The sequence below is a fragment of the Mycobacterium farcinogenes genome (assembly GCF_019739075.1).
In the GTDB taxonomy this organism is placed as follows: Bacteria; Actinomycetota; Actinomycetes; order Mycobacteriales; family Mycobacteriaceae; genus Mycobacterium; species Mycobacterium senegalense.
On the sequence record NZ_CP081673.1, the window covers coordinates 5104223 to 5125768 of the forward strand.

The following is a 21546-nucleotide window of genomic DNA, read 5'->3' on the forward strand; positions in this document are numbered from 1 at the left end:
ACTACCCGGCGTGCAGGGCTTCTACGAAATTGCCCGGATCAGCCGGAATACTCGGCGACACCGTCCTCCAGGACGAGGCGGGCGTCACCACCGTCGGGCCCGGCCGCCTCGGTGCGGAACACCGCCCGGCCCGGTTCGGTACGCCAGATCGACGTCGTGAGCGTCTCGCCCGGAAACACCGGCGAACTGAATCGCGCGGCCACCGCATGAACCTTCGTGGCGTCACCGCCGCCGAGTTCGGCCACCAGCGCTCGCCCGGCCACCCCATAGGTGCACAGCCCGTGCAGGATCGGCTTCGGGAACCCGGCGAGATTCTGTGCGAACCACGGATCACTGTGCAACGGGTTACGGTCCCCCGAGAGGCGATAGATCAGCGCTTGGTCCTCGCGGGTGGGCAACGCCACCTGGGCGTCCGGCGCACGGTCGGGAATCTGCGGTGCCTCCGGGCGCTTCCCGGGCTGGCCGCCGAATCCCCCTTCACCCCGAATCACCACGGTCGTAAGGGTTTCCGCGACCACCTCGCCGGTGGCCGGATCGGTCCCGATGCCCTTGAGCATGACCACCGCGTTCTTGCCCTCCCCCTTGTCCTGGATGTCGGCGACCTCGGAGACCACGGTCAGTTTTCCGGCGGGAGGCAACGGTCGGTGCAGGCGGATCTCCTGAGAGCCGTGCAGCAGCATGCTGAAGTTGAAGGTGCCGATCTTCAGAGCGGCCGGGAACGCCGAGCAAGCGATCACCGCATACGTCGGCAGCACCTGCTGCTCGATCTCGTGGCTGTTCTCGGTAGTGAAGGCGAGGTCGTCGGTTCCCGCACCGACGCCGATGGCATACAGCAGGGTGTCGCGGTCGGTCCATTCGAACGGAATCGGATCGGTCTTCTCGCCTATGGCGTCCGGATTGAGGGGCATGGGTGCCGACGATAGTTGAGGTGACCGCCCCTGTTGACGTTTGCTCAATCTCGGGCCACGATGGCTCGCATGCGTTATGTCGTTACCGGCGGTACCGGGTTTATCGGCCGCCGAGTGATCACCCGGATCCTGTCCCGCGATCCCGGCGCCGAAGTGTGGGTGTTGGTGCGCCGGGAATCGTTGACGCGGTTCGAGAGGCTGGCCCAACACTGGGACGAGCGGGTGAAACCGCTGGTCGGCGACCTGACGGCAGCTGACCTTGGGCTCTCCGACACCGATATCGCCGACCTGGGCGATGTCTCACATGTGGTGCACTGCGCGGCCATCTACGACATGACCGTCGGTGAATCCGAGCAGCGGGCCGCCAACGTCGAGGGCACCCGCGCGGTGATCGAACTGGCTCGGCGCCTGGACGCCACGCTGCACCACGTGTCCTCGATCGCGGTGGCCGGCAACCACCGGGGAGTGTTCACCGAGGCCGATTTCGACGTCGCCCAGGACCTACCCACGCCGTATCACCGGACCAAGTTCGAGGCCGAACTGCTGGTGCGCTCGGCGCCGGGACTGCGCTACCGGGTGTACCGGCCGGCGGTTGTGGTCGGCGATTCGCAGACCGGCGAGATGGACAAGATCGACGGCCCCTACTACTTCTTCGGAGTACTGGCCCGGCTGGCCGCGCTGCCCAAGTTCACGCCGATGATGCTGCCGGATTCGGGCCGGACCAACGTCGTGCCGGTGGACTTTGTGGTTGAAGCGATGGTCGCGCTGATGCATGTCGAAGGCAAGGACGGTGAGACGTTCCACCTGACCGCGCCGAAGACCACCGGGCTGCGCGACATCTACCGCGGGGTGGCCGCCGAGGCGGGACTACCGCCGCTGCGCGGCTCGCTGCCGCGGGCCACAGCGGCACCGGTGGTGCGGGCACGGGGCCGGGTCAAGGCGGTGCGCAACATCGTCGCCACCCAGCTGGGCATCCCAGGCGACGTGCTCGACGTGGTCGAGTTGCGGCCCACCTTCACCGCGGACAACACCACCGACGCCTTGCGCGGCACCGGGATCGCCGTACCCGAATTCGGCTCGTATGCACCGAAACTGTGGTGGTACTGGGCCGAGCACCTCGATCCAGACCGAGCGCGGCGCGACGACCCGGCCGGTCCCCTGGTCGGCAAGCACGTCATCATCACCGGTGCCTCCAGCGGCATCGGCCGGGCCTCGGCAATCGCCGTCGCCGAGCGCGGCGCGTGCGTCTTCGCCCTGGCCCGCAACGGTGAGGCGCTCGACGACCTGGTCGCCGAGATCCGCGCGAACGGCGGGCAGGCCTACGCATTCACCTGCGACGTCACCGATTCGGCGTCGGTCGAGCACACGGTCAAGGACATCCTCGGCCGCTTCGACCACGTCGACTACCTGGTGAACAACGCCGGTCGGTCCATCCGCCGCTCGGTGACCAACTCGACGGACCGGTTGCACGATTACGAGCGGGTGATGGCAGTCAACTACTTCGGTTCGGTCCGTATGGTGCTGGCACTGCTGCCGCACTGGCGCGAACGCCGGTTCGGCCACGTGGTCAACGTGTCCAGCGCCGGGGTGCAGGCCAACACCCCGAAATACAGTGCCTACCTGCCGTCCAAGGCCGCACTGGATGCGTTCTCCGAAGTGGTGGGCACCGAGACCCTCTCGGATCACATCACCTTCACCAATATCCATATGCCCCTGGTGAAGACGCCGATGATCGCACCGTCACGCAAGCTCAACCCGGTGCCGCCGATCTCGGCTGAACACGCCGCGGCCATGGTGGTGCGAGGCTTGGTGGACAAGCCGGCCCGGATCGACACCCCGCTGGGCACCGTGGCGGATTTCGGTAACTACCTCACCCCGAAACTGTCTCGCCGTGTGCTGCACCAGCTGTATCTGGGCTATCCGGACTCGGCGGCCGCGCAAGGGCTCAGCGCCGGCGGCACCGATATACCGGATGGCGGTGAGGCGCTACGACGGCCGAAGCGGCCCGCCCGCAGCAGCCGTAACTTGCGGGTCCCGCGCGCTGTGACGCGCCCGGTCAAGCGCGCGGTGCGGTTGGTGCCCGGGGTGCACTGGTAACCGATCTGCGTCCTGTCGTTGGCTTATCGTTGACACGGTGACGTCCTCCGCAATTCCCGTGTTCGCCGACGTCGATACCGGTGTCGACGATGCCATGGCGCTGGCATATCTGTTCGCCAGCCCTGAGGCCGAATTGGTCGGTATCGCCTCCACGGCGGGAAACGTTCCGGTGCAACAGGTCTGCGCCAACAACCTCGGGCTGCTGGAGCTGTGCGGGGTGGCAGGGATCCCGGTCTCCAAGGGGGCCGAGCAGCCGTTGAGCGCACCCCTGCGCACCGCTGAGGACACCCACGGGCCGCAGGGCCTGGGATATGCGCAGTTGCCGAGCAGCGACCGGATGCTCACCGCGCACGATGCCGCCGAGGCCTGGGTACGCGCCGCCCGCGCATACCCGGGTGAGTTGATCGGGCTGGCCACCGGGCCGCTGACCAACCTGGCACTGGCCATGCGCGCCGAACCCGCCCTGCCCAAGCTGTTGCGTCGGCTGGTGATCATGGGCGGTGCGTTCGACTACCGGGGCAATACCACCCCGGTGTCGGAGTGGAACGTCAGCGTCGACCCCGAGTCCGCCGCCGAGGTGTTCAGTGGTTGGAACGCCGCCTGGGGTCTCGACGACGCGGCACATGTGCCAATCGTGTTGGGCCTCAATCTGACCGAGAACATCGCGATGACGCCCGCACTGCTGAACCGGTTGGCGGCCGCAGCCGGCTCACCTTCGGCGCCGATGAGCGTGCTCGACGAGCGGGGCACCCGGTCGAGCGCGGACAATCCGTTGATCCGCGTGCTCGAGGACGCCATGCGGTTCTACTTCGAGTTCCACTTCGACACCGGCGACGGGTACCTGGCACACCTGCACGATCCCCTGGCCGCTGCCGTCGCCCTGGACCCGGAACTGGTGAGCTACCGGGAAACCACGGTCGATGTCGAGCTGGCCGGAACGCTGACCCGCGGTATGACGGTGGCCGACTGGCGCGGACACTGGGGCCGCCCACCCAACGCGCTGATCGGCACCGAAGTCGACCCGACGGTGTTCTTCGACCGATTCATCAGCCGGGTCGGGGAATTCGCCCAGCGAATGGGCTGAGCCCGCCACGGCACTCATTCATAGGCACCCTCCAGATACCACCGGCGCTGCCGGTAACACAGCAGCAGGGCAAGATCTCCCCCTTCCCTATCTCCAGAGCCCAGCAGCACCTGGACCCGCGCCGTACGTCCGGCCCCTCGGTTCTCCGGATCCCACCACCGCTCGTCGACCGGCCATGGGCCGGCCCACCAGCGCAACCTGCCGTCCCGGCGGCCCGCACCGGTCAGTTGCGCCGGATCGGTGGAGAACAACCCGCGGCTGGTGACACGCACCGGATTTCCTTGTCCATCAAGCAGTTCCACCGGGTCGTCGAGCAACACGGTCGGCGAGGGCTCGGGCAGTTGACCGGGCCAGGGTTGCCGAGGATCGGCTCGCGGCACCGGCTCATCCCCCAGGGGGGTGAAGGTGATGCGTTCGGCCGGCCCACGCCCGCCACTGAGCACCGGAACCTGAACCGCCTCCTGTCCGAGCAGACCCTGGACCCGCAGCAGCGCCCGTCGGGCCCGCAGCCGATCCTCCTCTCCCAGGCCGCCCCACAACGGCAGCTGCAGTGCCGCCGCCGACACCACCTCCACCGGGCGCAAGCGCAACATGACGAGGGGCGCACTAGGCCGATCAATGGTGCGCCGGTTCAGCCAGCCGTCCAGCTGCCAACGAACCCGGTCGGCGGTGGCATCCTCGGTCAGTGGTTCGGCACATCGCCAGACCCGTTCCAGCTCTTCACCGTTGGTGGTGACGGCGTGGATGGCCAACCGGGTGCAGCCCACCCCCGCCGACTCAAGGCAACGGTGCAGATCACTGGCCAGTGACCGCCCCGCGAACGCTGCGGCATCCACCCTCTCGATCGGCGGGTCACAGTTCATCACCGCGTCGAGTTCGGCGGCCGGATCCCTTCCGGAAGGCCCCCGATCCGGCTCCCCGCAGGCGAACCGGTGCGCCGTCACCGCGTCGGCTCCGAACCGGGAGGCGACGTCGGTGCGGGACAACTCGGCGAACTGCCCGAGGGTTCGGATACCCATCCGCCACAACAGGTCTGCCAAGTCCTCGCGGCCCGGGGCGGCCAGGGCCGGTTCAGTGGACAGTTGCCTGATCGACAGACCGGACAGAAACCGCGCGTCGCCCCCGGGTTCGACGATGCACCCCGCCCGGGCGGCGAAGACCGCGGTGGAAAGCTGATCGGCGATGCCGACCTGACATTCGGCCCCGGCCGCGGCGACGGCATCGATCAATCGTTCGGCCGCAACCGGTTCGGACCCGAAGTACCGTGCCGCGCCACGTACCGAAAGCACCAGCAGCCCCGGACGCAGCACCTCGGCACGCGGCACCAGATCATCGACTGCCAGCGTCACGTTTTCGAAATGGCGGGCGTCCCTGGCCGGATCGGCGGTGACGACATGCAGTTGCGGGCACCGGCCCTGCGCCTCACGGCGACGCAGCCCACGCCGGACCCCGGCCGCGCGCGCCGATGCCGAGCAGGCGATCACCCGGTTGGCCAAAGTGACCGCGACCGGCACCGTCGACGTCAAACCTGCCGCCGTGGCCGCGGCCACCGCCGGCCAGTCCATACACCAGAGAGCCAGCACCCTGGAATCCGCGGGCATGAGCTACCCGCCTGCCGCACGACCCGAGCCGACGCCCCGGCCCCTGGCACGCATGGCCAGCCGGACCCGGCTGATCCGGCCACGGCCGGGCATCGGGATGTCCTGACCGGCACCGACCACCTCGTAGCCGGATACCCGCGCCTCCAGCCGAGCCGACGCCCCCTGCCAGTCACCGTCGGTGACCAGCAGAGTGCAGCCCTTCTGCCGAGCCCGCGCCACCATCACCCGGGCCCGGCTCGGCGGCACCGAGCGCCCGCCCAGCCCGAGCACCACCAGATCCATCCCGTCCATCAGCACCGAAGCCACCTCGACAGGATCGGCACCTGGATCGGGGATCACCGCGAGGCGGCTCAGATCGGCACCCATCTCCACCGCGGCCAGCAAGCCGACATCGGGCTGGCCGATGATCACCGCATGCCCGCCCCCCGCCGTCACCGCCGCCACCATGCCCAGCGACAGCGACCGGGCACCCACGGCCACCGCGACGGACCCGCGTGGCAGCATCGCCGGTAGGCCCTCGGGCAACGCGTCAACCAGGGTTTCAGACGGCGACAGCAAAGATTCCGGAGGCGATATCACCGCCGTGGAGCGAGGTGCGCCGCGATGCGCCGGGCCGACCTTTCCCGACACCGAGGCGATCTTGCGGCGGAGGTGTTCTACCTGCTCAGAGCGGGTAAGCAGGTGCAATTCCCGTTCTGCCACAACAGTCACAAGAACACCTCCCGCATCAGCCGTTTTCGAATATATGTTCGATGGCTCGAGTAAACACCCAGCCTCCGACAGCGTCAAGCTGCGGGCGACGGTCGCCGCTACGGCAAGCCGTACCGGTCGCAATGGTTCTGCGACCGCGCACGCCTTCGGTTAGAGTTCCGTTCACCAGAACCCTCTTCGGGATGGGGCTGGGCCACGATTTGCGTTGCAAGTAGTGGGGATCCACCGCGATTCGCCGAAGGCCAGCTCTATAACAGCACGGGGGACAGTGAGGACAACATCATGAAGTCTGGGCAGTTGACTCGTCGGCTCACCGTCATCGCGGGCGGTGCGGCAGTCATCGGGATGATCTCGTTCACCGCGGCGTGCGGTACCGAGGAGAAAGGTCCCGAGACCACCACACCGACCACCACGACGACGACCACAACCACCACGCCGCCGGCCACTCCCGCTCCGCCGCCATCGGTCGAGCCCACCGAGAAGTCGATCAACCCCACCGGCGGCAATCTCTTCACCCCCGGTGTGAAGGCACCGCCTGCACCGACCGCCATTCCCGGCGACAACTGAACGCGGAGCAACAGAAAGTCGGTCGTTCACCCATGGCCGGGATGAACCACGCCCCCACCCGGGCGTTACTGGCCCTGATCCTGTTCAGTGCCCTGCTGGTCTCCGACCTGCGAGCCACTCCCACCACGGGTGACCGGGCGTACGGGTCCGCTCAGATAAGCGGCCCGTACGCCCAACTGCTCTCCGCCTCAACCGATCTCGGCCCGGCCGACAACGGTTCGGCGCAGCTCACCATGACGCTGCACCATGCCGCTCGGCCGACGGCCCTGTTCGACTGGGCCCAGCAGCACGCACTGTCGGTGCGCTGGCGGCCCGGTGACGCCTGGGCGATCACCGAAGGTCGATCCTCCGACATGGCAACCGCTTTCGGCGTGAACATCCACGACTACCGGGGGCGGCGAGGTCAGGAGTTCTATGCCTCACCGCAACAACCCTCGGTGCCCGAACCGCTGACCGCAGAGGTCAGCGAGGTCGGCCGCATCCTGGGCTACACGCCGCACCGGATGTCATTGCCCGACCTGCGGAACCTGCCCACCGATGTCCCGGACCAAGGGTTGACACCACAGGGCGTGCTCAACACCTACAACCTCGCCAATCTGGCGAAACAGGGGTTCACCGGCAAGGGCGCCACCATCGTGTTCTTCGCATTCGACGGTTTCGACCAGTCCGATCTGGACACGTTCGCCACCACCTTCGACCTACCCAGGTTCACCCCCACGGTGGTCGGCGGGCAACCGAGTGCACCGCGCGGTGAGACCACCATGGATCTGCAGGTCGCCCATGCCATCGCGCCGGATGCGCAGAAGGTCGTGGTCAACGCCCGGCCGACCGTTCAGGGCGACGGCGCCTACGAGAAGATCGGCAAGATGCTGGAGTCAGCCGACCAGCAATTCCCCGGTGCGGTGTGGAGCTTCTCGATCGGCTGGGGCTGCGACAAGCTGATCACCGCCGCCGACCTCGCCCCGGTTCGCTCGGCGCTGGCCACCGCACACACCCACGGCACCACGGCCTTCAACGCCAGCGGAGACCTGGCCGGCCTGGAATGCAAAGGCGGACAAGACTGGTCGTCCGCGCCAGGCCAGGACGACGTCGGCCTGGACTCGGTGGCCTCGCTGCCGGAGATGACCGACGTCGGCGGCACGACGCTGTCGACCGACGCCGATGGCGACTGGCTGGCCGAACAGGCCTGGTTCGACGTCCCGCTGTCGCAGGGCACCGGCGGCGGAGTGTCCTCGCTGTTCGACCGCCCGGACTGGCAGCGCGGGCTTTCCGCACCCGGTAGCACCGAATCCGGTGGCGACCAGAAACGGCTGACCCCCGACATTTCGGCTGTCGCCGATCCGTTCACCGGCGTGAAGATCGTGCTGAACGGCCAGGTTCTGGTCGGTGGCGGCACCTCACAATCCGCACCGCTGTGGGCCGCGATGGCTGCGGTGATGAATCAGTACCTGACCGCCAACGGTGGCCGTGCGCTCGGCGATCTCAACCCGATGCTGTACCGCATCGCCAAGGGGGCACCGCTTCCGGCTTTCCGCGACATCACTCTCGGTGGCAACGCGGTGGCCAGCGCCGCACCCGGCTACGACATGGCGACCGGGTTGGGCACACCCAACGTAGAGAACCTCGTCAAGAATCTCCTCGTCCTGCAGAAGGCGAACCGATGACCGACACGCCTGAGGGCACTGACGTCCCGACCACCGAATGCCGCGTCTGCAAGGTCGACGTGCCCGACGGCAAGTACTGCGGCCTGTGCGGGGTGCCGCTCGACAAGGAGCAGGGAGACGGGCCGGAATGGTTGCGCCTCAGCGCATCCTGTGTCGCACCCGACGAACATCTGCTGCGCCCGTCGATAGCCAGCTCGTTGTTCCCACACCTGTCGCATCAATCGCGCACGCCGTTCCGCGTCGCGATGCTGGTACTGCTCGCCGCGTTGGTGGCGTGTGCGCTGTTGCGCCTGCCCGCGGCCCTGATCGCCGTCGCGGCGCTGGGCATTCCGTTGCTCTTCCTGATTTATCTCTATGAGTCCGACGCCTTCCGCGACCTGCACCGCGCCAACCTGGTGCTGACCGCCGTGTTGGGAGTCGCGCTGGGCGTGGGCTGGGTGCTGCTCACCGGCCACGTCATGGCCAAGTCCTACGGCGTCCCGCTCGGCGCGGGTATCACCGGATCGCGGATCATGCGCAACGGCTTGGGGATTCCGCTGGGCGGTGCCATCCTGATGCTGGTGCCCGCCGTCGTCGTCCGACTGTCGCGCCCGGCGAGCCGGGAATCCCTGGACGGCTTCATGATCGGCGCGCTCGGTGCGACGGCCTTCACCGCGGCGGCCACGCTGACCCGGCTGGCGCCACAGCTGACCACCGGGATGATTGCACACAACCGTCCACTGTCCGGGCTGCTCGTCGAAGCCGGGATCCGTGGTATCGCAGTGCCGTTGACCGCAGCCTCCATCGGGGGACTGATCGGTGCGGCGTTGTGGTTCACCCGCCCGCCCACCAAGGTCGACAAACACGTCGGGTACGTCCGGCTGGTGATGTTCTCCTGCGCGTTCGCCGTACTGATCGTCTACGCGGCACTGGGTTTGGTCGACGTGGCCCGCATCCCGCAGTGGGTCCAATTGTCTGTGCACATCACGGTTGCCTTGCTGGCGGTCTTGGCATTGCGCGTGGGCCTGCATCTGGCACTGCTGCACGAAGCTCAGGACGAGATCGCTTCCGACCAACCCATCTTCTGCCCACGGTGCGGCCATGTCGTGCCCGACATGTCGTTCTGTCCCCACTGCGGCGCGGCCACGCACGCGTCCTCACGCACGTCCCGGGAAGAACGCCGCGAGAACCGCCCCGTGCGTGATCCGGGGTCGGACGCCGGATGAGCACGTTCTTTCCCGGCTATGCGGTACCTGTTTCGACGGGCAGAACCCGGGCCGTCCGCGGCACCTCAGCGCTGAAACTGCTGGCCGTCCTGGTCACCGGAATCGCCCTGGTGGCCGGTGTACTGGCCTGGATCTCCCACACGACCAGCGAATCCCCGGCCCGTTACATGTGTCCTCCCGACTGCGGAACGCCGCCCACCGGGCGGCCGGTGGCGATCAATCCGGTGTTCACCGCCCCCGACCAGAGCTTCTCGGTCTCGTACCCCGTGTCCTCCTCGGCGTACAAGGTCACCACCAACCCGACCGGTGTCACCGCGGAATTCCAGGCAGGCGACGGTGGCATGCTGCAGCTGTTCAGTGAGCAGGCCGGCGGGCGCAGCGCCGAGGACATCGCCAATTCTCTTGTCGAGAAGACGTTTCCCGATACCAAGACCGCCTACACCATCCCCAACGCGATGGTGGGCTACCAACCGGGTTTCGGCCTGGTCGCCGATTGCTGGCCCCAGGGCGCCACGAGCAACTACATGCGGATGCGGGTCCTGGTGTTGGTCGCGGTCAAAGACGACCTCGCGCTGGTCGCGTCAGCCGTCGGGCCATACCGCGAATTCGGCCCCGGATCCGGCGCCAGTAAACCCTCGGGCGCCAACCTGCAGTTGGCACTGGACATGGGTAAATACGTCAACAGCTTCCGCTGGCGTGGAGACCCGGATCGCTGATGCGCCGCAGGTGAGGGCAGTCCCGGAAAGGAAAACCGGCAATTGACGCCCATGTCGGCCCGCATTGGGTTAACGTTTGCCAGCAAACCGATTCAGATGCTGCTTCTGAACCGCCCGCCGGGGGACAGTTAGGACGAATCATGAGATCACGCCGATCAACATGTCGCCTCGCAGCCGCCGCCGCGATCATAGGGATGGTCGGGCTGAGCGCTTGCGGTACCGGCGAGAAGGCGCCCGAGACCACGAGCCCCTCCCCGACCACCACAACGACAACCACGACAACGCCGCCTGCGGCGCCCACCGAGAAGCAGGTCACCCCCGGTGGCGCCAACCGCTTCACGCCCACCCATGTCGAACCGCCGGCACCGCCCACCGGGCGCCATGGGATCGGCAGCCCACATCGGCAATAGCGCCACCGGGACCCGGCCGCCGCGCCCGTGACTGACGTCGAATGCCGGGCGTGCCGAACACATGTTCCGGCGGGCAGCTACTGCGGCCGGTGCGGGGCATACCTGTCCCCGTCGGGCGATGGGCCCCGGTGGTTGCGAAGCCGGGCCTACTGCGCAGGACGCGAGCACCTGCTACGGCCGTCGGTGGTCAGTTCGCTGTTCCCACAGTTGCCCGAGCGTTCGCGCGCACCGTTCCGGCTCGCGCTCGGCGCGCTCCTGGTCGCGGTGGTCGTTTGCGCCCTGCTGCGACTGCCCGCGGCGATGAACGCGTTCGCCGCGTTCGGAGTGCCTCTGCTGTTCGTCGCCTATCTGTGGCGATCCCTTGTTCTCAAGAGTGTTCCGACCCGCACTCTGCTCCTGACCGCCGCCCTTGGCGTCGGGTTGGGTGTCGTCTGGACACTGATGACCGGAACCGCGGTAGCCCGCGAGTACGACATGGCGATGGGCGTCGACATCCCGCGGTTCCGGATCGTCAGGGACGGCCTGGGGATACCACTCGGGGCCATGCTGCTGATGCTCACCCCGGCAGTGGTGATCCGATCGGCCGGGACGCGAACACGAGAATCATTGGACGGCTTCGTCATCGGCGCCTTGGGCGCGCTGGCCTTCACCGCGGCCGCCACCCTGAGCCGATTGGCCCCTCAGTTCGACGACGGAATGGTGGACCATGACCGCCCGTTGAGCGGGCTGTTGGTCCAGGCCGGAATCCAGGGCGTGGCGGTGCCGTTGACCGCCGCGGCCGCCGGCGCTGCCGTCGGCATCGCCCTGTGGTTCACCCCGGCGTCGACCGGTGCGCCGCACCGTCCGAACCACGTGCGGGCGGGTTTGGTACTGACCATCGCGGTCATTCCGGCATGCTATGCCGTCCTGGGTCTGATCGACGTCGCGCCGGTGTCACAGTTATGGGTCCTGGCAGTGCATTTCGTCGTGATGGCGCTGGCACTGCTGGCATTGCGAGTCGGGCTGCAACTGGCCTTGCTGTACGAGGCACACGACGCGGTCAACGCCGACGAGTCGATGCTGTGCGGGCAGTGCGGTCACACCGTTCCGGATATGACGTTCTGCCTGAACTGTGGAACAGCGATCCGGGCGTTGTCGCGACCACCGCACCGAGCCGACGATCGGCGATTGCTGGGGGCATGGGCGGTCGGGGTCACGCTGGTGGCGGCTGCCTTGGTCGGTCTGTCGGCATCGGTCAGCACTCCGCCCGCGCGCTACGTATGCCCGCCGGATTGTGGCAGCCCACCGACCATGGAGCCCGTGGCGACCAATCCTCGATTCACCGCCCCGGACGGCGCGTTCTCGGTCGCGTATCCCGCCTCCGGCGCGGCCTACTCGGTCACCACCACCGACGAGGGTGTGACAGCGGATTTCCTGGCCGGGGACGGTGGCACGATGCAGCTCATCGGCAAGCCCGCGGCCGGGCAGACGCCGAAGGAAATCTCCACCGCTCTGGTCGAGGACACCTACCCCGACGCAGATCTGGACTACGAGATTCCCAATGCCATGGTCGGCTATCAACCCGGGTACGGCATGGTCCTCGACAGCTGGCCACAGAACGCCACCGGTGGCTACCTGAGGATGCGGGTGGTCATTCTGGCCGCGGTGAAAGACGATCTGGCCCTGATCGCCGTAGCAACCGGTCCATATCATGCCTACGGTCCGGATTTCGGCCCGGGAATTCCGTCCGGCGCCAACTTGGACCTTGCCTTGGATATGGGCAAGTACGTCAACAGTTTTCGTTGGCGCGGGGACTCTCGGCGCTGATCACTCCCACTCGATGGTGCCCGGCGGCTTGCTGGTGACATCCAGCACCACCCGGTTGACCTCGGGTACCTCGTTGGTGATCCGCGTCGAAATCCGTTCCAGCACTTCGTAAGGCACCCGCGTCCAGTCCGCCGTCATCGCGTCTTCACTGGACACCGGGCGCAGCACGATCGGATGGCCATAGGTGCGCCCATCACCCTGCACACCGACCGAACGGACATCGGCCAGCAGCACCACCGGGCACTGCCAGATCTGCTGATCCAGGCCGGCGGCGGTGAGCTCCTCCCGGGCGATCGCGTCGGCGCGGCGCAGGGTGTCGAGCCGGTCGGCCGTCACCTCGCCGACGATGCGGATGCCAAGCCCCGGACCCGGGAAGGGTTGGCGCGCAACGATTTCCTCGGGCAGTCCGAGCTCCCGGCCCACTGCGCGTACCTCGTCCTTGAACAGCAGCCGCAGCGGCTCGACAAGCTTGAACTTGAGGTCGTCGGGCAGACCGCCGACGTTGTGGTGGCTCTTGATGTTGGCCGTACCGGTGCCGCCGCCGGATTCCACCACGTCGGGGTACAGGGTGCCCTGCACCAGGAACTCGATGTCCGCCTCGCTGAGGGTGTCACGCACCGCGCCCTCGAAGGCCCGGATGAACTCCCGGCCGATGATCTTGCGCTTGCCCTCGGGGTTGGTCACGCCGGTCAAAGCCTCAAGGAAACGGTCGGCGACATCGACGGTCACCAGCTTGGCACCGGTCGCGGCGACGAAATCGCGCTGCACCTGCGCCCGTTCTCCCGCCCGCAGTAGACCGTGGTCGACGAAAACACAGGTGAGCCGGTCCCCGATGGCACGTTGCACCAGCGCGGCGGCCACTGCGGAATCCACGCCGCCGGACAGACCGCAGATCGCCTGACCGTCACCGATCTGGGCGCGCACGGCCTCGATCAACTGCTCGGCGATGTTGGCCGGGGTCCAGCTCGCCCCGATGCCGGCGAACTCGTGCAGGAACCGGCTCAGCACCTGCTGGCCGTGCGGCGAGTGCAGCACCTCGGGGTGGTACTGGACGCCGGCCAGCCGCCGGGCGCGATTCTCGAAGCCGGCGACAGGAGCGCCCGCGCTGGAGGCGACCACGTCGAACCCGTCCGGTGCCGCGGTGACCGCGTCGCCGTGGCTCATCCACACCGGCTGACTGGCCGGCAGCTCGGAGTGCAGGTCACCGCCGGTGACCTTCAGCTCGGTGCGTCCATATTCGCTGGTCCCGGTGTGTTCGACGGTGCCGCCGAGCGCCTGCGCCATGGCCTGGAAGCCATAGCAGATGCCGAACACGGGCACGTCGATATCGAACAGCGCAGGGTCCAGGCGCGGAGCACCCTCGGCGTACACGCTGGCCGGCCCACCCGAGAGGACGATGGCCTGCGGATCCTTGGCCTTGATCTCCTCAACCGTGGCGGTGTGCGGGACGACCTCGGAGAACACCCGCGCCTCACGGACCCGGCGGGCGATCAGCTGTGCGTACTGAGCGCCGAAGTCGACGACGAGGACAGGGCGAGGTGATGGAGAAGCCACCGCAACAGTCTAGTGGGCTGGTCAGAGCGTGCTCGACGTGCCGGAAAACTTGGTAACCGGCGCCTCAGGGCAGGTTGATCCGCCAGATTCAGCGCGACGCCCGGGTACCCGTGCCACGCGCCGATCGCCGCTTGGGGGCGTCGGCCAGCCCGGCAGCAACCGCATTGGCCGCGGCCCGCCCGGCGGTGTGCATCGGCACCGACGACCGTGTCGTGCGCGAGAGCAGGACCGCACCTTCGATCAGACAGAAGATCTCCACCGCAACTTCGCGGGCGCGTTCGTCGGTCATACCGGCAGCAGTGAAACGTTGCCGGAGTACCGCGAGCCACGATTCGAATACCTCGGCGGCGGCGCTCCGCATCAGTTCGTCGTTGTTCGCCACCTCCAATGCGATCGTGGCGACCGGGCAGGCGTAGCCGTAGTCGGCGCCTTCCAGCCGTTCTGCGGCCTGACGGAATGCGGCCGCTGTCGCCTCGACAACATCGACTTCCTCGGGGTACACCGTCTCCAAAAGGTCGCGGTAGCGCTCCCCGCCGTAGGTGAGTGCAGCAGCACCGAGTTCCTGCTTGCCGCCAGGAAAGAAGTGATAGAGCGACCCGTACGGCGCCTCGGCCGCCGCGAGGACGGCTTTGATGCCGGTGGCACCAAAGCCCTGCCGGCTGAACAGATCCGTGGCGGATTCCAACAGACGGACGCGCGTTTCGACCGGCTTGCCGGCCGCGGAAGTCGGAGGCACAGGCCCAGGGTACTCACTAGATCAATCTGTCACGAATCGATGTCTACTGCTCTGCTGTGACATTCGTCGGGTCGCGGAGCATCGCTCGACGAACGCGCCTATGCCCGAATCACTCTCGCGCAGCACGGTGATCCTCACGGCGACAACGCGCGGATCAAATGGATTGCTCGCGACCGAAGCCGTGTTTAAGACCGCACACCGCGCGGTCATTACGCATGATGGAAGAAGACGTCGGCGAAAGCGAGGACGCTGTGCTGGGCCTGCCCGAGCAGATCACCGCGTGCCTGTTCGATCTCGACGGCGTGCTCACCGATACGGCCAGCGTGCACAAGAAGGCCTGGAAAGCCATGTTCGACGAGTACCTCAAAAGCCGGGCCGAACGCACCGGTGAACCGTTCACGGCATTCGACATCGATGTCGATTACCTGACCTACGTCGACGGCAAGCGCCGCCAGGACGGTGTCAGATCCTTCTTGGCCAGTCGCGGGATCGAGTTGCCGGAGGGGACGCCGGATGACCCAGCCGACGCCGAGACCATAGAGGGCCTGGGCACTCGGAAGAACGCGATGTTTCACAAGACCCTGGAGAAGGACGGCGTCGAGGTGTTCGAGGGGTCGCGACGTTACCTGCAGGCCGTGACCGAAGCTGGGCTGCGCCGCGCCGTGGTGTCGTCCAGCGCCAACACCGAGGAGGTGCTGAGGATCACCGGATTGGACACCTTCATCGAGCAACGGGTGGACGGCGTGACCATGCGCGACGAGAACATTCCGGGCAAGCCGGCGCCGGACAGCTTCCTACGTGCCGCCGAACTGCTCGGCGTCTCCCCCGCCCAGGCCGCGGTGTTCGAGGACGCGCTGGCCGGGGTCGCGGCGGGCCGCGCCGGAGAATTCGGATTCGTGGTCGGCGTGGACCGGGTGGGGCAGGCCGGGCAGCTGCGCCGCGACGGCGCCGACGTCGTCGTCACCGACTTGGCGGAGTTGATGTAGCAGCATGATGATCACCCACGACGCGTATCCGGTTGAGCCCTGGCAGGTGCGCGAAACCCGTTTGGACCTCAACCTGCTGGCGCAGTCCGAATCGTTGTTCGCGCTGTCCAACGGCCACATCGGGCTGCGCGGCAACCTCGACGAAGGCGAGCCCTACGGCTTGCCCGGCACCTATCTGGCAGGATTTTTCGAGGTCCGTCCCCTGCCCTACGCCGAAGCCGGATTCGGCTATCCCGAGGCCGGACAGACCGTCGTCGACGTCACCAATGGCAAGCTGCTGCGCCTGCTTGTCGATGACGAGCCGTTCGACGTGCGATACGGCGACCTGATCGATCACGAGCGCACCCTTGACCTGCGCGCCGGGACCCTGACCCGCCACGCCCACTGGCGTTCTCCGGCGGGCAAACAGGTCAAGGTCGTCTCTACCCGGCTGGTGTCGTTCGCGCACCGCGGCGTCGCCGCCATCGAGTACAGCGTCGAGGCGCTGGACGAATTCGTCCGGGTAACGGTGCAATCCGAGCTCGTCACCAACGAAGACCAGCCCGAGACCTCCGACGATCCCCGGGTTTCGGCGGTGCTCAAACACCCGCTGCACGCCGTTCATCACGAAAACACCGACAGTGGTGCGCTTCTGGTACACCGCACCGTTGGCAGTGGCCTGATGATGGCAGCCGCGATGGACCATGACGTCGAGGTGCCCGGCCGGGTCGAGGTCCACACCGACGCCCGCAATGACCTGGCCCGGACCACCGTGATCTGCGGGCTGCGCCCCGGCCAGAAGCTACGTATCGTCAAGTATTTGGGCTACGGCTGGTCGAGCCTGCGATCACGTCCCGCGTTGCGTGATCAGGCGGCTGCAGCGATCACGGGCGCCCGCTACAGCGGGTGGCAGGGTCTCCTCGATTCTCAGCGCGCGTATCTCGACGAGTTCTGGGACTGCGCCGACGTCGAGGTCGAGGGCGACCCGGACTGCCAGCAGGCGGTGCGATTCGGGCTGTTCCACGTGCTGCAGGCCAGCGCCCGCGCCGAGCGGCGGGCGATCGCGGGCAAGGGACTGACCGGCACCGGCTATGACGGCCACGCTTTTTGGGACACAGAGGGTTTCGTGCTGCCCGTACTGACGTACACCAAACCCCAAGCCGCGGCCGACGCGCTGAGGTGGCGGGCCTCGACCTTGGACCTGGCCCGCGAACGCGCCCAACAGCTGGACTTGAAGGGAGCCAGTTTCCCGTGGCGCACCATCCGGGGCGAGGAATGCTCGGCGTACTGGCCGGCGGGCACCGCGGCATGGCACATCAACGCCGACATCGCCGCCGCCTTCGAGCGCTATCGAGTGGTCACCGGCGATGGCTCGCTCGAGCAGGAATGTGGCCTCGCCGTGCTCGTGGACACCGCCCGGCTGTGGATGTCGCTGGGTCACCATGATCGCCACGGCATCTGGCATCTGGACGGTGTGACCGGACCCGACGAATACACCGCCGTGGTGCGCGACAACATCTTCACCAACTTGATGGCCGCGCACAACCTTCGGGTAGCCGCTGACGCGTGCACCCGCCACCCCGACGCTTCGTATGCGATGGGCGTGACCACCGAGGAGACCGCGGCCTGGCGTGATGCCGCCGACGCCGCCCACATTCCCTACGACGACGAGTTGGGTGTGCACCCGCAGTGCCAGGGCTTCACCACGTTGGCCGAGTGGGATTTCTCGGCCAATACCTCCTACCCGCTGCTGCTGCACGAGCCCTATGTCCGGCTCTACCCGGCCCAGGTGCTCAAGCAGGCGGACCTCGTGCTGGCAATGCAATGGCAGAGCCATGCGTTCACCCCGGAACAGAAGGCCCGCAATGTCGACTATTACGAGCGGCGCACCACCCGGGACTCGTCGCTGTCGGCATGTACGCAGGCGGTCATGTGCGCTGAGGTCGGTCACCTCGAGCTGGCCCACGACTACGCCTACGAGGCCGCGCTGATCGATCTACGCGATCTGCACCGCAACACCCGCGACGGTCTGCACATGGCCTCGCTGGCCGGGGCATGGACCGCGTTGGTGGCCGGTTTCGGCGGGCTGCGTGACGACGAGGGCATCCTGTCACTGGACCCTCACCTTCCCGACGGCATCTCCTGCCTGCGGTTCCGGTTGCTGTGGAAGGGTTTTCGGGTGACGGTCGACGCGCATCACGACAACGTCACCTACACGTTGCGCGACGGCCCCGACGGATCGCTCACCATCCGCCACGCCGGTGACGACGTCGTGCTCAACACCAATGGACCGACCACCGTCACCATCAAGCCCCGGCACCCACTGCTGCCGGCCCCGCCGCAACCCCCCGGCAAGGAACCGGTACGCCGTCGCACGGGTCCCGCCGAGCGATAAACGGCACCCGGAAAGGGTTTGGAACCGGAACCTCGGCGGGTACCCGGCACTCGTACCTCCAGCGGTGGCGCTGTCACGCGCGCAGCTCCGCCTGCTGAACAGCGAAAGGAGCGACGGGGTGACCGGTACCCAGCCCAAGCCGACAACCACCGACGCCGGAATCCCGGTGTACAGCGATGAGCACTCATTGACGATCGGGCCCGACGGACCGATCCTGCTGCAGGACCACTATCTGATCGAGCAGATGGCGATGTTCAACCGGGAGCGCATTCCGGAGCGCCAGCCGCACGCCAAGGGCGGGGGCGCATTCGGTCACTTCGAGGTGACCAACGACGTCAGCGCCTACACCAAAGCCGCATTGTTCCAGCCCGGCGTCAAAACCGAGACGCTCACCCGGTTTTCGACGGTGGCCGGTGAGCGCGGCAGCCCAGACACCTGGCGCGACCCTCGGGGATTCGCGACCAAGTTCTACACCACCGAAGGCAACTTCGACATGGTGGGCAACAACACCCCGGTGTTCTTCATGCGCGACCCGCTGAAGTTCCAGCACTTCATCCGCTCGCAGAAGCGCCGCGCCGGGAACAACCTGCGCGATCACGACATGCAATGGGACTTCTGGACCCTGTCGCCCGAATCCGCACATCAGGTCACCTGGCTGATGGGCGATCGCGGTATCCCCCGCGACTGGCGCCACATGAACGGCTACTCCAGCCACACCTACAGCTGGATCAACGCCGCCGGAGAGATCTTCTGGGTCAAATATCACTTCAAGACCGACCAGGGCGTCGAATTTCTCACCCAAGAGGAAGGCGACGAGATGGCCGGCATCGACGGCGATGCCCACCAGCGCGACCTGTACTCGGCGATCGAGCGCGGCGAGTTTCCGACGTGGTCGCTGAAGGTTCAGATCATGCCGTTCGAGGAGGCCAAGGACTACCGGTTCAACCCCTTCGACCTGACCAAGGTGTGGCCACACGGCGACTATCCGCTGATCGACGTCGGCACCTTGACGCTCGACCGCAACGTCACCGACTACCACACCGAGATCGAGCAGGCGGCGTTCGAACCGAACAACCGGGTTCCCGGGACCGGGTTGAGCCCGGACAAGATGCTGCTGGCGCGCGACTTCTCGTATGCCGATGCCCACCGTCACCGGCTGGGCACCAACTACAAGCAGATCCCGGTCAACGCGCCGAAAGTCGAGGTGAACAGCTACTCGAAAGACGGGGCCATGCGGATCAAGAACGTCTCCGACCCGGTCTACGCGCCGAACTCGTACGGCGGCCCGCAGGCCGATCCCGCCCGCACCGCCGAGTCGCTGTGGCGCGCCGACGGTGACATGGTTCGCGCCGCCTACACCCTGCACGCCGAGGACGACGACTGGGGGCAGGCCGGGACGATGGTGCGCGAGGTGCTCGACGACGCAGCGCGGGCCCGGCTGGTCTCCAACATCGCCGGTCACCTGTCGAAGGGCGTCTCCGACCACGTGCTGGAGCGGGCGTTCGAGTACTGGAAGAACGTCGACAAGCAGCTCGGGGAGAAGGTCGAGGCCGAGTTCAACAAGGGCGGCTGACTAATCGGCGGCGGCGCCGGGCTGGAGGATCCGGGCGATCTCGGCGCCCGCCGCCGTCCTCACCTCGTCGTCGCTGATCGAAGCGAGTCCCGCCGCTGACCGCAGGAACGGCTCGAAGAAACGCCAACCCAGCTGCAAGGCAACGGCATTGGCGACCGCAAGCCTGCCGTTGCGCTCATCCTCGAATCGGGGCAGCACCTCGTCGAGCAGCCTGTCGACCCCCGGAAACCGGGTCTGCAGTTCACCGATCGGGTAACCGTCGAGCAGGGCGCGGGCCATCACACGCATGTGCTGGTCCATGTTCTGTTCGATCTCTCCGTCGGATACCTCGCCGTCCAGAAGCGCGGTGAGCCGACCGCCCAGATGCTCGAGCACCGCGCCGACCAGTTGCTCCTTGGTGCCGAAGTGCCGGTAGATCAGCCCGTGGTTGACCTTGGACCGGGTGGCGATGTCCCGGATCGACGTGGCGGCCGGACCGCGTTCGGCGAACAGCTCTGCGGCTGCCGACAGCGTGGCCGCCACCACCTCGTCCTTGCCGACCGGACCGGCCTCAGCCTTGGCCGGTGGCGTGGGTGTAGTCATGTGGCTACACTAGCCCACATGCAGCTGTAGTCACTTGACTACAGTGTTTCCACCAGCGAAAAGGACCCGGCGATGACTGCTCCCACCACCCCTGTTCTCAGCGTCAAGAAGCTCGGTAGCCGTATCGGCGCCCGCATCGACGGCGTAACGCTGGGCGGCGACCTCGATGAGGCCACCGTCGCCGAGATCCGGCGAGCACTACTCGAGCACAAGGTGGTCTTCTTCAGCGGCCAGCACGGCCTCACCGATGAGGAGCACCACGCCTTCGCACGGCTGATGGGCAAGCCGGTCGGACACCACGCACTCAAGCAGGACGACGCCCCGTTGATCACCCCGCTGGACTCGGAGTACGCCAAGGCAACCCGCTGGCACACCGATGTCACGTTCGTGCCCGACTACCCGGCCATATCGATCCTGCGAGCGGTGACACTGCCGGAGTACGGCGGATCCACCCTGTGGGCTTCTACCGCGGCCGCTTACGACGCCCTGCCCGCACCGCTGAAAGCCTTCACCGAGAACCTGTGGGCAGTCCACAGCAACCGGTTCGATTACGCTGCGACACAATCTATTGCGCTCAGCGAGGAGCAGCAGCTGATGCGGGCCGCGTTCGAGAAGCCCGACTTCCGAACTGAGCATCCGGTGGTCCGGGTGCATCCGGAGACCGGCGAGCGCACCCTGGTCGCCGGCGACTTCACCCGCGGATTCCTCGGTTTGGACAGCTACGAATCAGCCACCTTGCTGGAGTTGCTGCAGCGCCGGATCACCCTTCCGGAGAATACTATTCGCTGGAACTGGGCGCCCGGCGACGTCGCGATGTGGGACAACCGGGCCACCCAGCACCGGGCGGTCGACGACTACGACGACCAGCGCCGGGTGATGCACCGCGTGACGCTTGCCGGCGACGTGCCCGTCGACATCCACGGGCACAAGAGCCGGCCGCTCGCCGATGCCGCTCTGCTGCACGCGGTCTGA

At 67.1% G+C, this 21546-nt stretch carries 17 protein-coding genes; 11 read left to right on the forward strand and 6 right to left on the reverse strand.

Annotated elements, in window-relative coordinates:
* Positions 1-38: 38 nt before the first annotated feature.
* The gene (locus K6L26_RS24395; RefSeq protein ID WP_019346869.1) at positions 39-908 is read right to left on the reverse strand and encodes a MaoC family dehydratase; all 870 of its coding nucleotides are present in this window, start codon (positions 906-908) and stop codon (positions 39-41) included.
* Between the two features lie 69 nt (positions 909-977).
* Here K6L26_RS24395 and K6L26_RS24400 point away from each other — a divergent pair, with 69 nt between their 5' ends.
* Complete coding sequence (locus K6L26_RS24400; RefSeq protein WP_221851807.1) at positions 978-3005, forward strand: SDR family oxidoreductase; 2028 nt, start codon at positions 978-980, stop codon at positions 3003-3005.
* 37 nt (positions 3006-3042) lie between these two features.
* The gene (locus tag K6L26_RS24405; protein WP_435405348.1) at positions 3043-4089 is read left to right on the forward strand and encodes a nucleoside hydrolase; all 1047 of its coding nucleotides are present in this window, start codon (positions 3043-3045) and stop codon (positions 4087-4089) included.
* Positions 4090-4103: 14 nt separating this feature from the next.
* Here K6L26_RS24405 and K6L26_RS24410 read toward each other — a convergent pair whose 3' ends face one another.
* Both K6L26_RS24410 and K6L26_RS24415 read right to left on the reverse strand, forming a co-directional pair.
* Positions 4104-5690 carry a DNA polymerase Y family protein gene (locus K6L26_RS24410; protein WP_221851809.1) on the reverse strand — a complete coding sequence of 529 codons (1587 nt, stop codon included), beginning with the start codon at positions 5688-5690 and terminating at the stop codon, positions 4104-4106.
* A 3-nt stretch (positions 5691-5693) separates the two neighbouring features.
* The gene (locus tag K6L26_RS24415; protein ID WP_221851811.1) at positions 5694-6401 is read right to left on the reverse strand and encodes a DnaE2-dependent mutagenesis accessory factor ImuA'; all 708 of its coding nucleotides are present in this window, start codon (positions 6399-6401) and stop codon (positions 5694-5696) included.
* Between the two features lie 282 nt (positions 6402-6683).
* Between K6L26_RS24415 and K6L26_RS24420 the strand changes: the two genes are divergently transcribed.
* The 5 genes from K6L26_RS24420 to K6L26_RS24440 all read left to right on the forward strand — a co-directional run bounded on the left by K6L26_RS24420 (position 6684) and on the right by K6L26_RS24440 (position 12769).
* A complete protein-coding gene (locus tag K6L26_RS24420; protein ID WP_076112210.1) occupies positions 6684-6968 on the forward strand; it encodes a hypothetical protein in 285 nt (94 codons plus the stop codon).
* 41 nt (positions 6969-7009) lie between these two features.
* Positions 7010-8632: a S53 family peptidase gene (locus K6L26_RS24425; RefSeq protein ID WP_435405349.1), complete on the forward strand. Its 1623-nt coding sequence runs from the start codon at positions 7010-7012 to the stop codon at positions 8630-8632.
* Positions 8629-9837, forward strand: a complete 1209-nt coding sequence (locus tag K6L26_RS24430; RefSeq protein ID WP_019346876.1) for a zinc ribbon domain-containing protein — start codon at positions 8629-8631, stop codon at positions 9835-9837. The genes K6L26_RS24425 and K6L26_RS24430 overlap by 4 nt, the downstream gene beginning before the upstream one ends.
* Entirely contained in the window at positions 9834-10553 is a 720-nt protein-coding gene (locus K6L26_RS24435) for a hypothetical protein (RefSeq protein WP_019346877.1), read from the forward strand. Before K6L26_RS24430 ends, K6L26_RS24435 begins: the two co-directional genes overlap by 4 nt.
* Before the next feature lie 593 nt (positions 10554-11146).
* A complete protein-coding gene (locus K6L26_RS24440) occupies positions 11147-12769 on the forward strand; it encodes a zinc ribbon domain-containing protein (RefSeq protein ID WP_245008635.1) in 1623 nt (540 codons plus the stop codon).
* Here the strand turns inward: K6L26_RS24440 and guaA are convergent, their stop codons facing one another.
* Positions 12770-14323, reverse strand: coding sequence for a glutamine-hydrolyzing GMP synthase (gene guaA / locus K6L26_RS24445; RefSeq protein ID WP_019346227.1), 1554 nt, complete (start codon positions 14321-14323; stop codon positions 12770-12772). It abuts the gene before it with no gap.
* A gap of 88 nt (positions 14324-14411) precedes the next feature.
* Positions 14412-15059 carry a TetR/AcrR family transcriptional regulator gene (locus K6L26_RS24450; protein ID WP_221851816.1) on the reverse strand — a complete coding sequence of 216 codons (648 nt, stop codon included), beginning with the start codon at positions 15057-15059 and terminating at the stop codon, positions 14412-14414.
* Between the two features lie 251 nt (positions 15060-15310).
* Between K6L26_RS24450 and K6L26_RS24455 the strand changes: the two genes are divergently transcribed.
* The 3 genes from K6L26_RS24455 to K6L26_RS24465 all read left to right on the forward strand — a co-directional run bounded on the left by K6L26_RS24455 (position 15311) and on the right by K6L26_RS24465 (position 19992).
* Entirely contained in the window at positions 15311-16045 is a 735-nt protein-coding gene (locus K6L26_RS24455) for a beta-phosphoglucomutase family hydrolase (RefSeq protein WP_221853457.1), read from the forward strand.
* A 7-nt stretch (positions 16046-16052) separates the two neighbouring features.
* Positions 16053-18419: a glycoside hydrolase family 65 protein gene (locus K6L26_RS24460; protein ID WP_221853458.1), complete on the forward strand. Its 2367-nt coding sequence runs from the start codon at positions 16053-16055 to the stop codon at positions 18417-18419.
* Positions 18420-18537: 118 nt separating this feature from the next.
* Positions 18538-19992, forward strand: coding sequence for a catalase (locus K6L26_RS24465; RefSeq protein WP_043369129.1), 1455 nt, complete (start codon positions 18538-18540; stop codon positions 19990-19992).
* Here K6L26_RS24465 and K6L26_RS24470 read toward each other — a convergent pair whose 3' ends face one another.
* A complete protein-coding gene (locus K6L26_RS24470) occupies positions 19993-20574 on the reverse strand; it encodes a TetR/AcrR family transcriptional regulator (RefSeq protein ID WP_076210926.1) in 582 nt (193 codons plus the stop codon).
* A gap of 72 nt (positions 20575-20646) precedes the next feature.
* Here K6L26_RS24470 and K6L26_RS24475 point away from each other — a divergent pair, with 72 nt between their 5' ends.
* Complete coding sequence (locus tag K6L26_RS24475) at positions 20647-21546, forward strand: TauD/TfdA dioxygenase family protein (protein ID WP_064897691.1); 900 nt, start codon at positions 20647-20649, stop codon at positions 21544-21546.

What these genes read in the sequence shown, in the direction of transcription:
- K6L26_RS24395 (WP_019346869.1), bottom strand. Translation starts at nt 908, where the DNA reads ATGCCCCTCAATCCGGACGCCATAGGCGAGAAGACCGATCCGATTCCG.
- K6L26_RS24400 (WP_221851807.1), top strand. Translation starts at nt 978, where the DNA reads ATGCGTTATGTCGTTACCGGCGGTACCGGGTTTATCGGCCGCCGAGTG.
- K6L26_RS24410 (WP_221851809.1), bottom strand. Translation starts at nt 5,690, where the DNA reads ATGCCCGCGGATTCCAGGGTGCTGGCTCTCTGGTGTATGGACTGGCCG.
- K6L26_RS24420 (WP_076112210.1), top strand. Translation starts at nt 6,684, where the DNA reads ATGAAGTCTGGGCAGTTGACTCGTCGGCTCACCGTCATCGCGGGCGGT.
- K6L26_RS24425 (WP_435405349.1), top strand. Translation starts at nt 7,010, where the DNA reads ATGAACCACGCCCCCACCCGGGCGTTACTGGCCCTGATCCTGTTCAGT.
- K6L26_RS24430 (WP_019346876.1), top strand. Translation starts at nt 8,629, where the DNA reads ATGACCGACACGCCTGAGGGCACTGACGTCCCGACCACCGAATGCCGC.
- K6L26_RS24435 (WP_019346877.1), top strand. Translation starts at nt 9,834, where the DNA reads ATGAGCACGTTCTTTCCCGGCTATGCGGTACCTGTTTCGACGGGCAGA.
- K6L26_RS24460 (WP_221853458.1), top strand. Translation starts at nt 16,053, where the DNA reads ATGATCACCCACGACGCGTATCCGGTTGAGCCCTGGCAGGTGCGCGAA.
- K6L26_RS24470 (WP_076210926.1), bottom strand. Translation starts at nt 20,574, where the DNA reads ATGACTACACCCACGCCACCGGCCAAGGCTGAGGCCGGTCCGGTCGGC.
- K6L26_RS24475 (WP_064897691.1), top strand. Translation starts at nt 20,647, where the DNA reads ATGACTGCTCCCACCACCCCTGTTCTCAGCGTCAAGAAGCTCGGTAGC.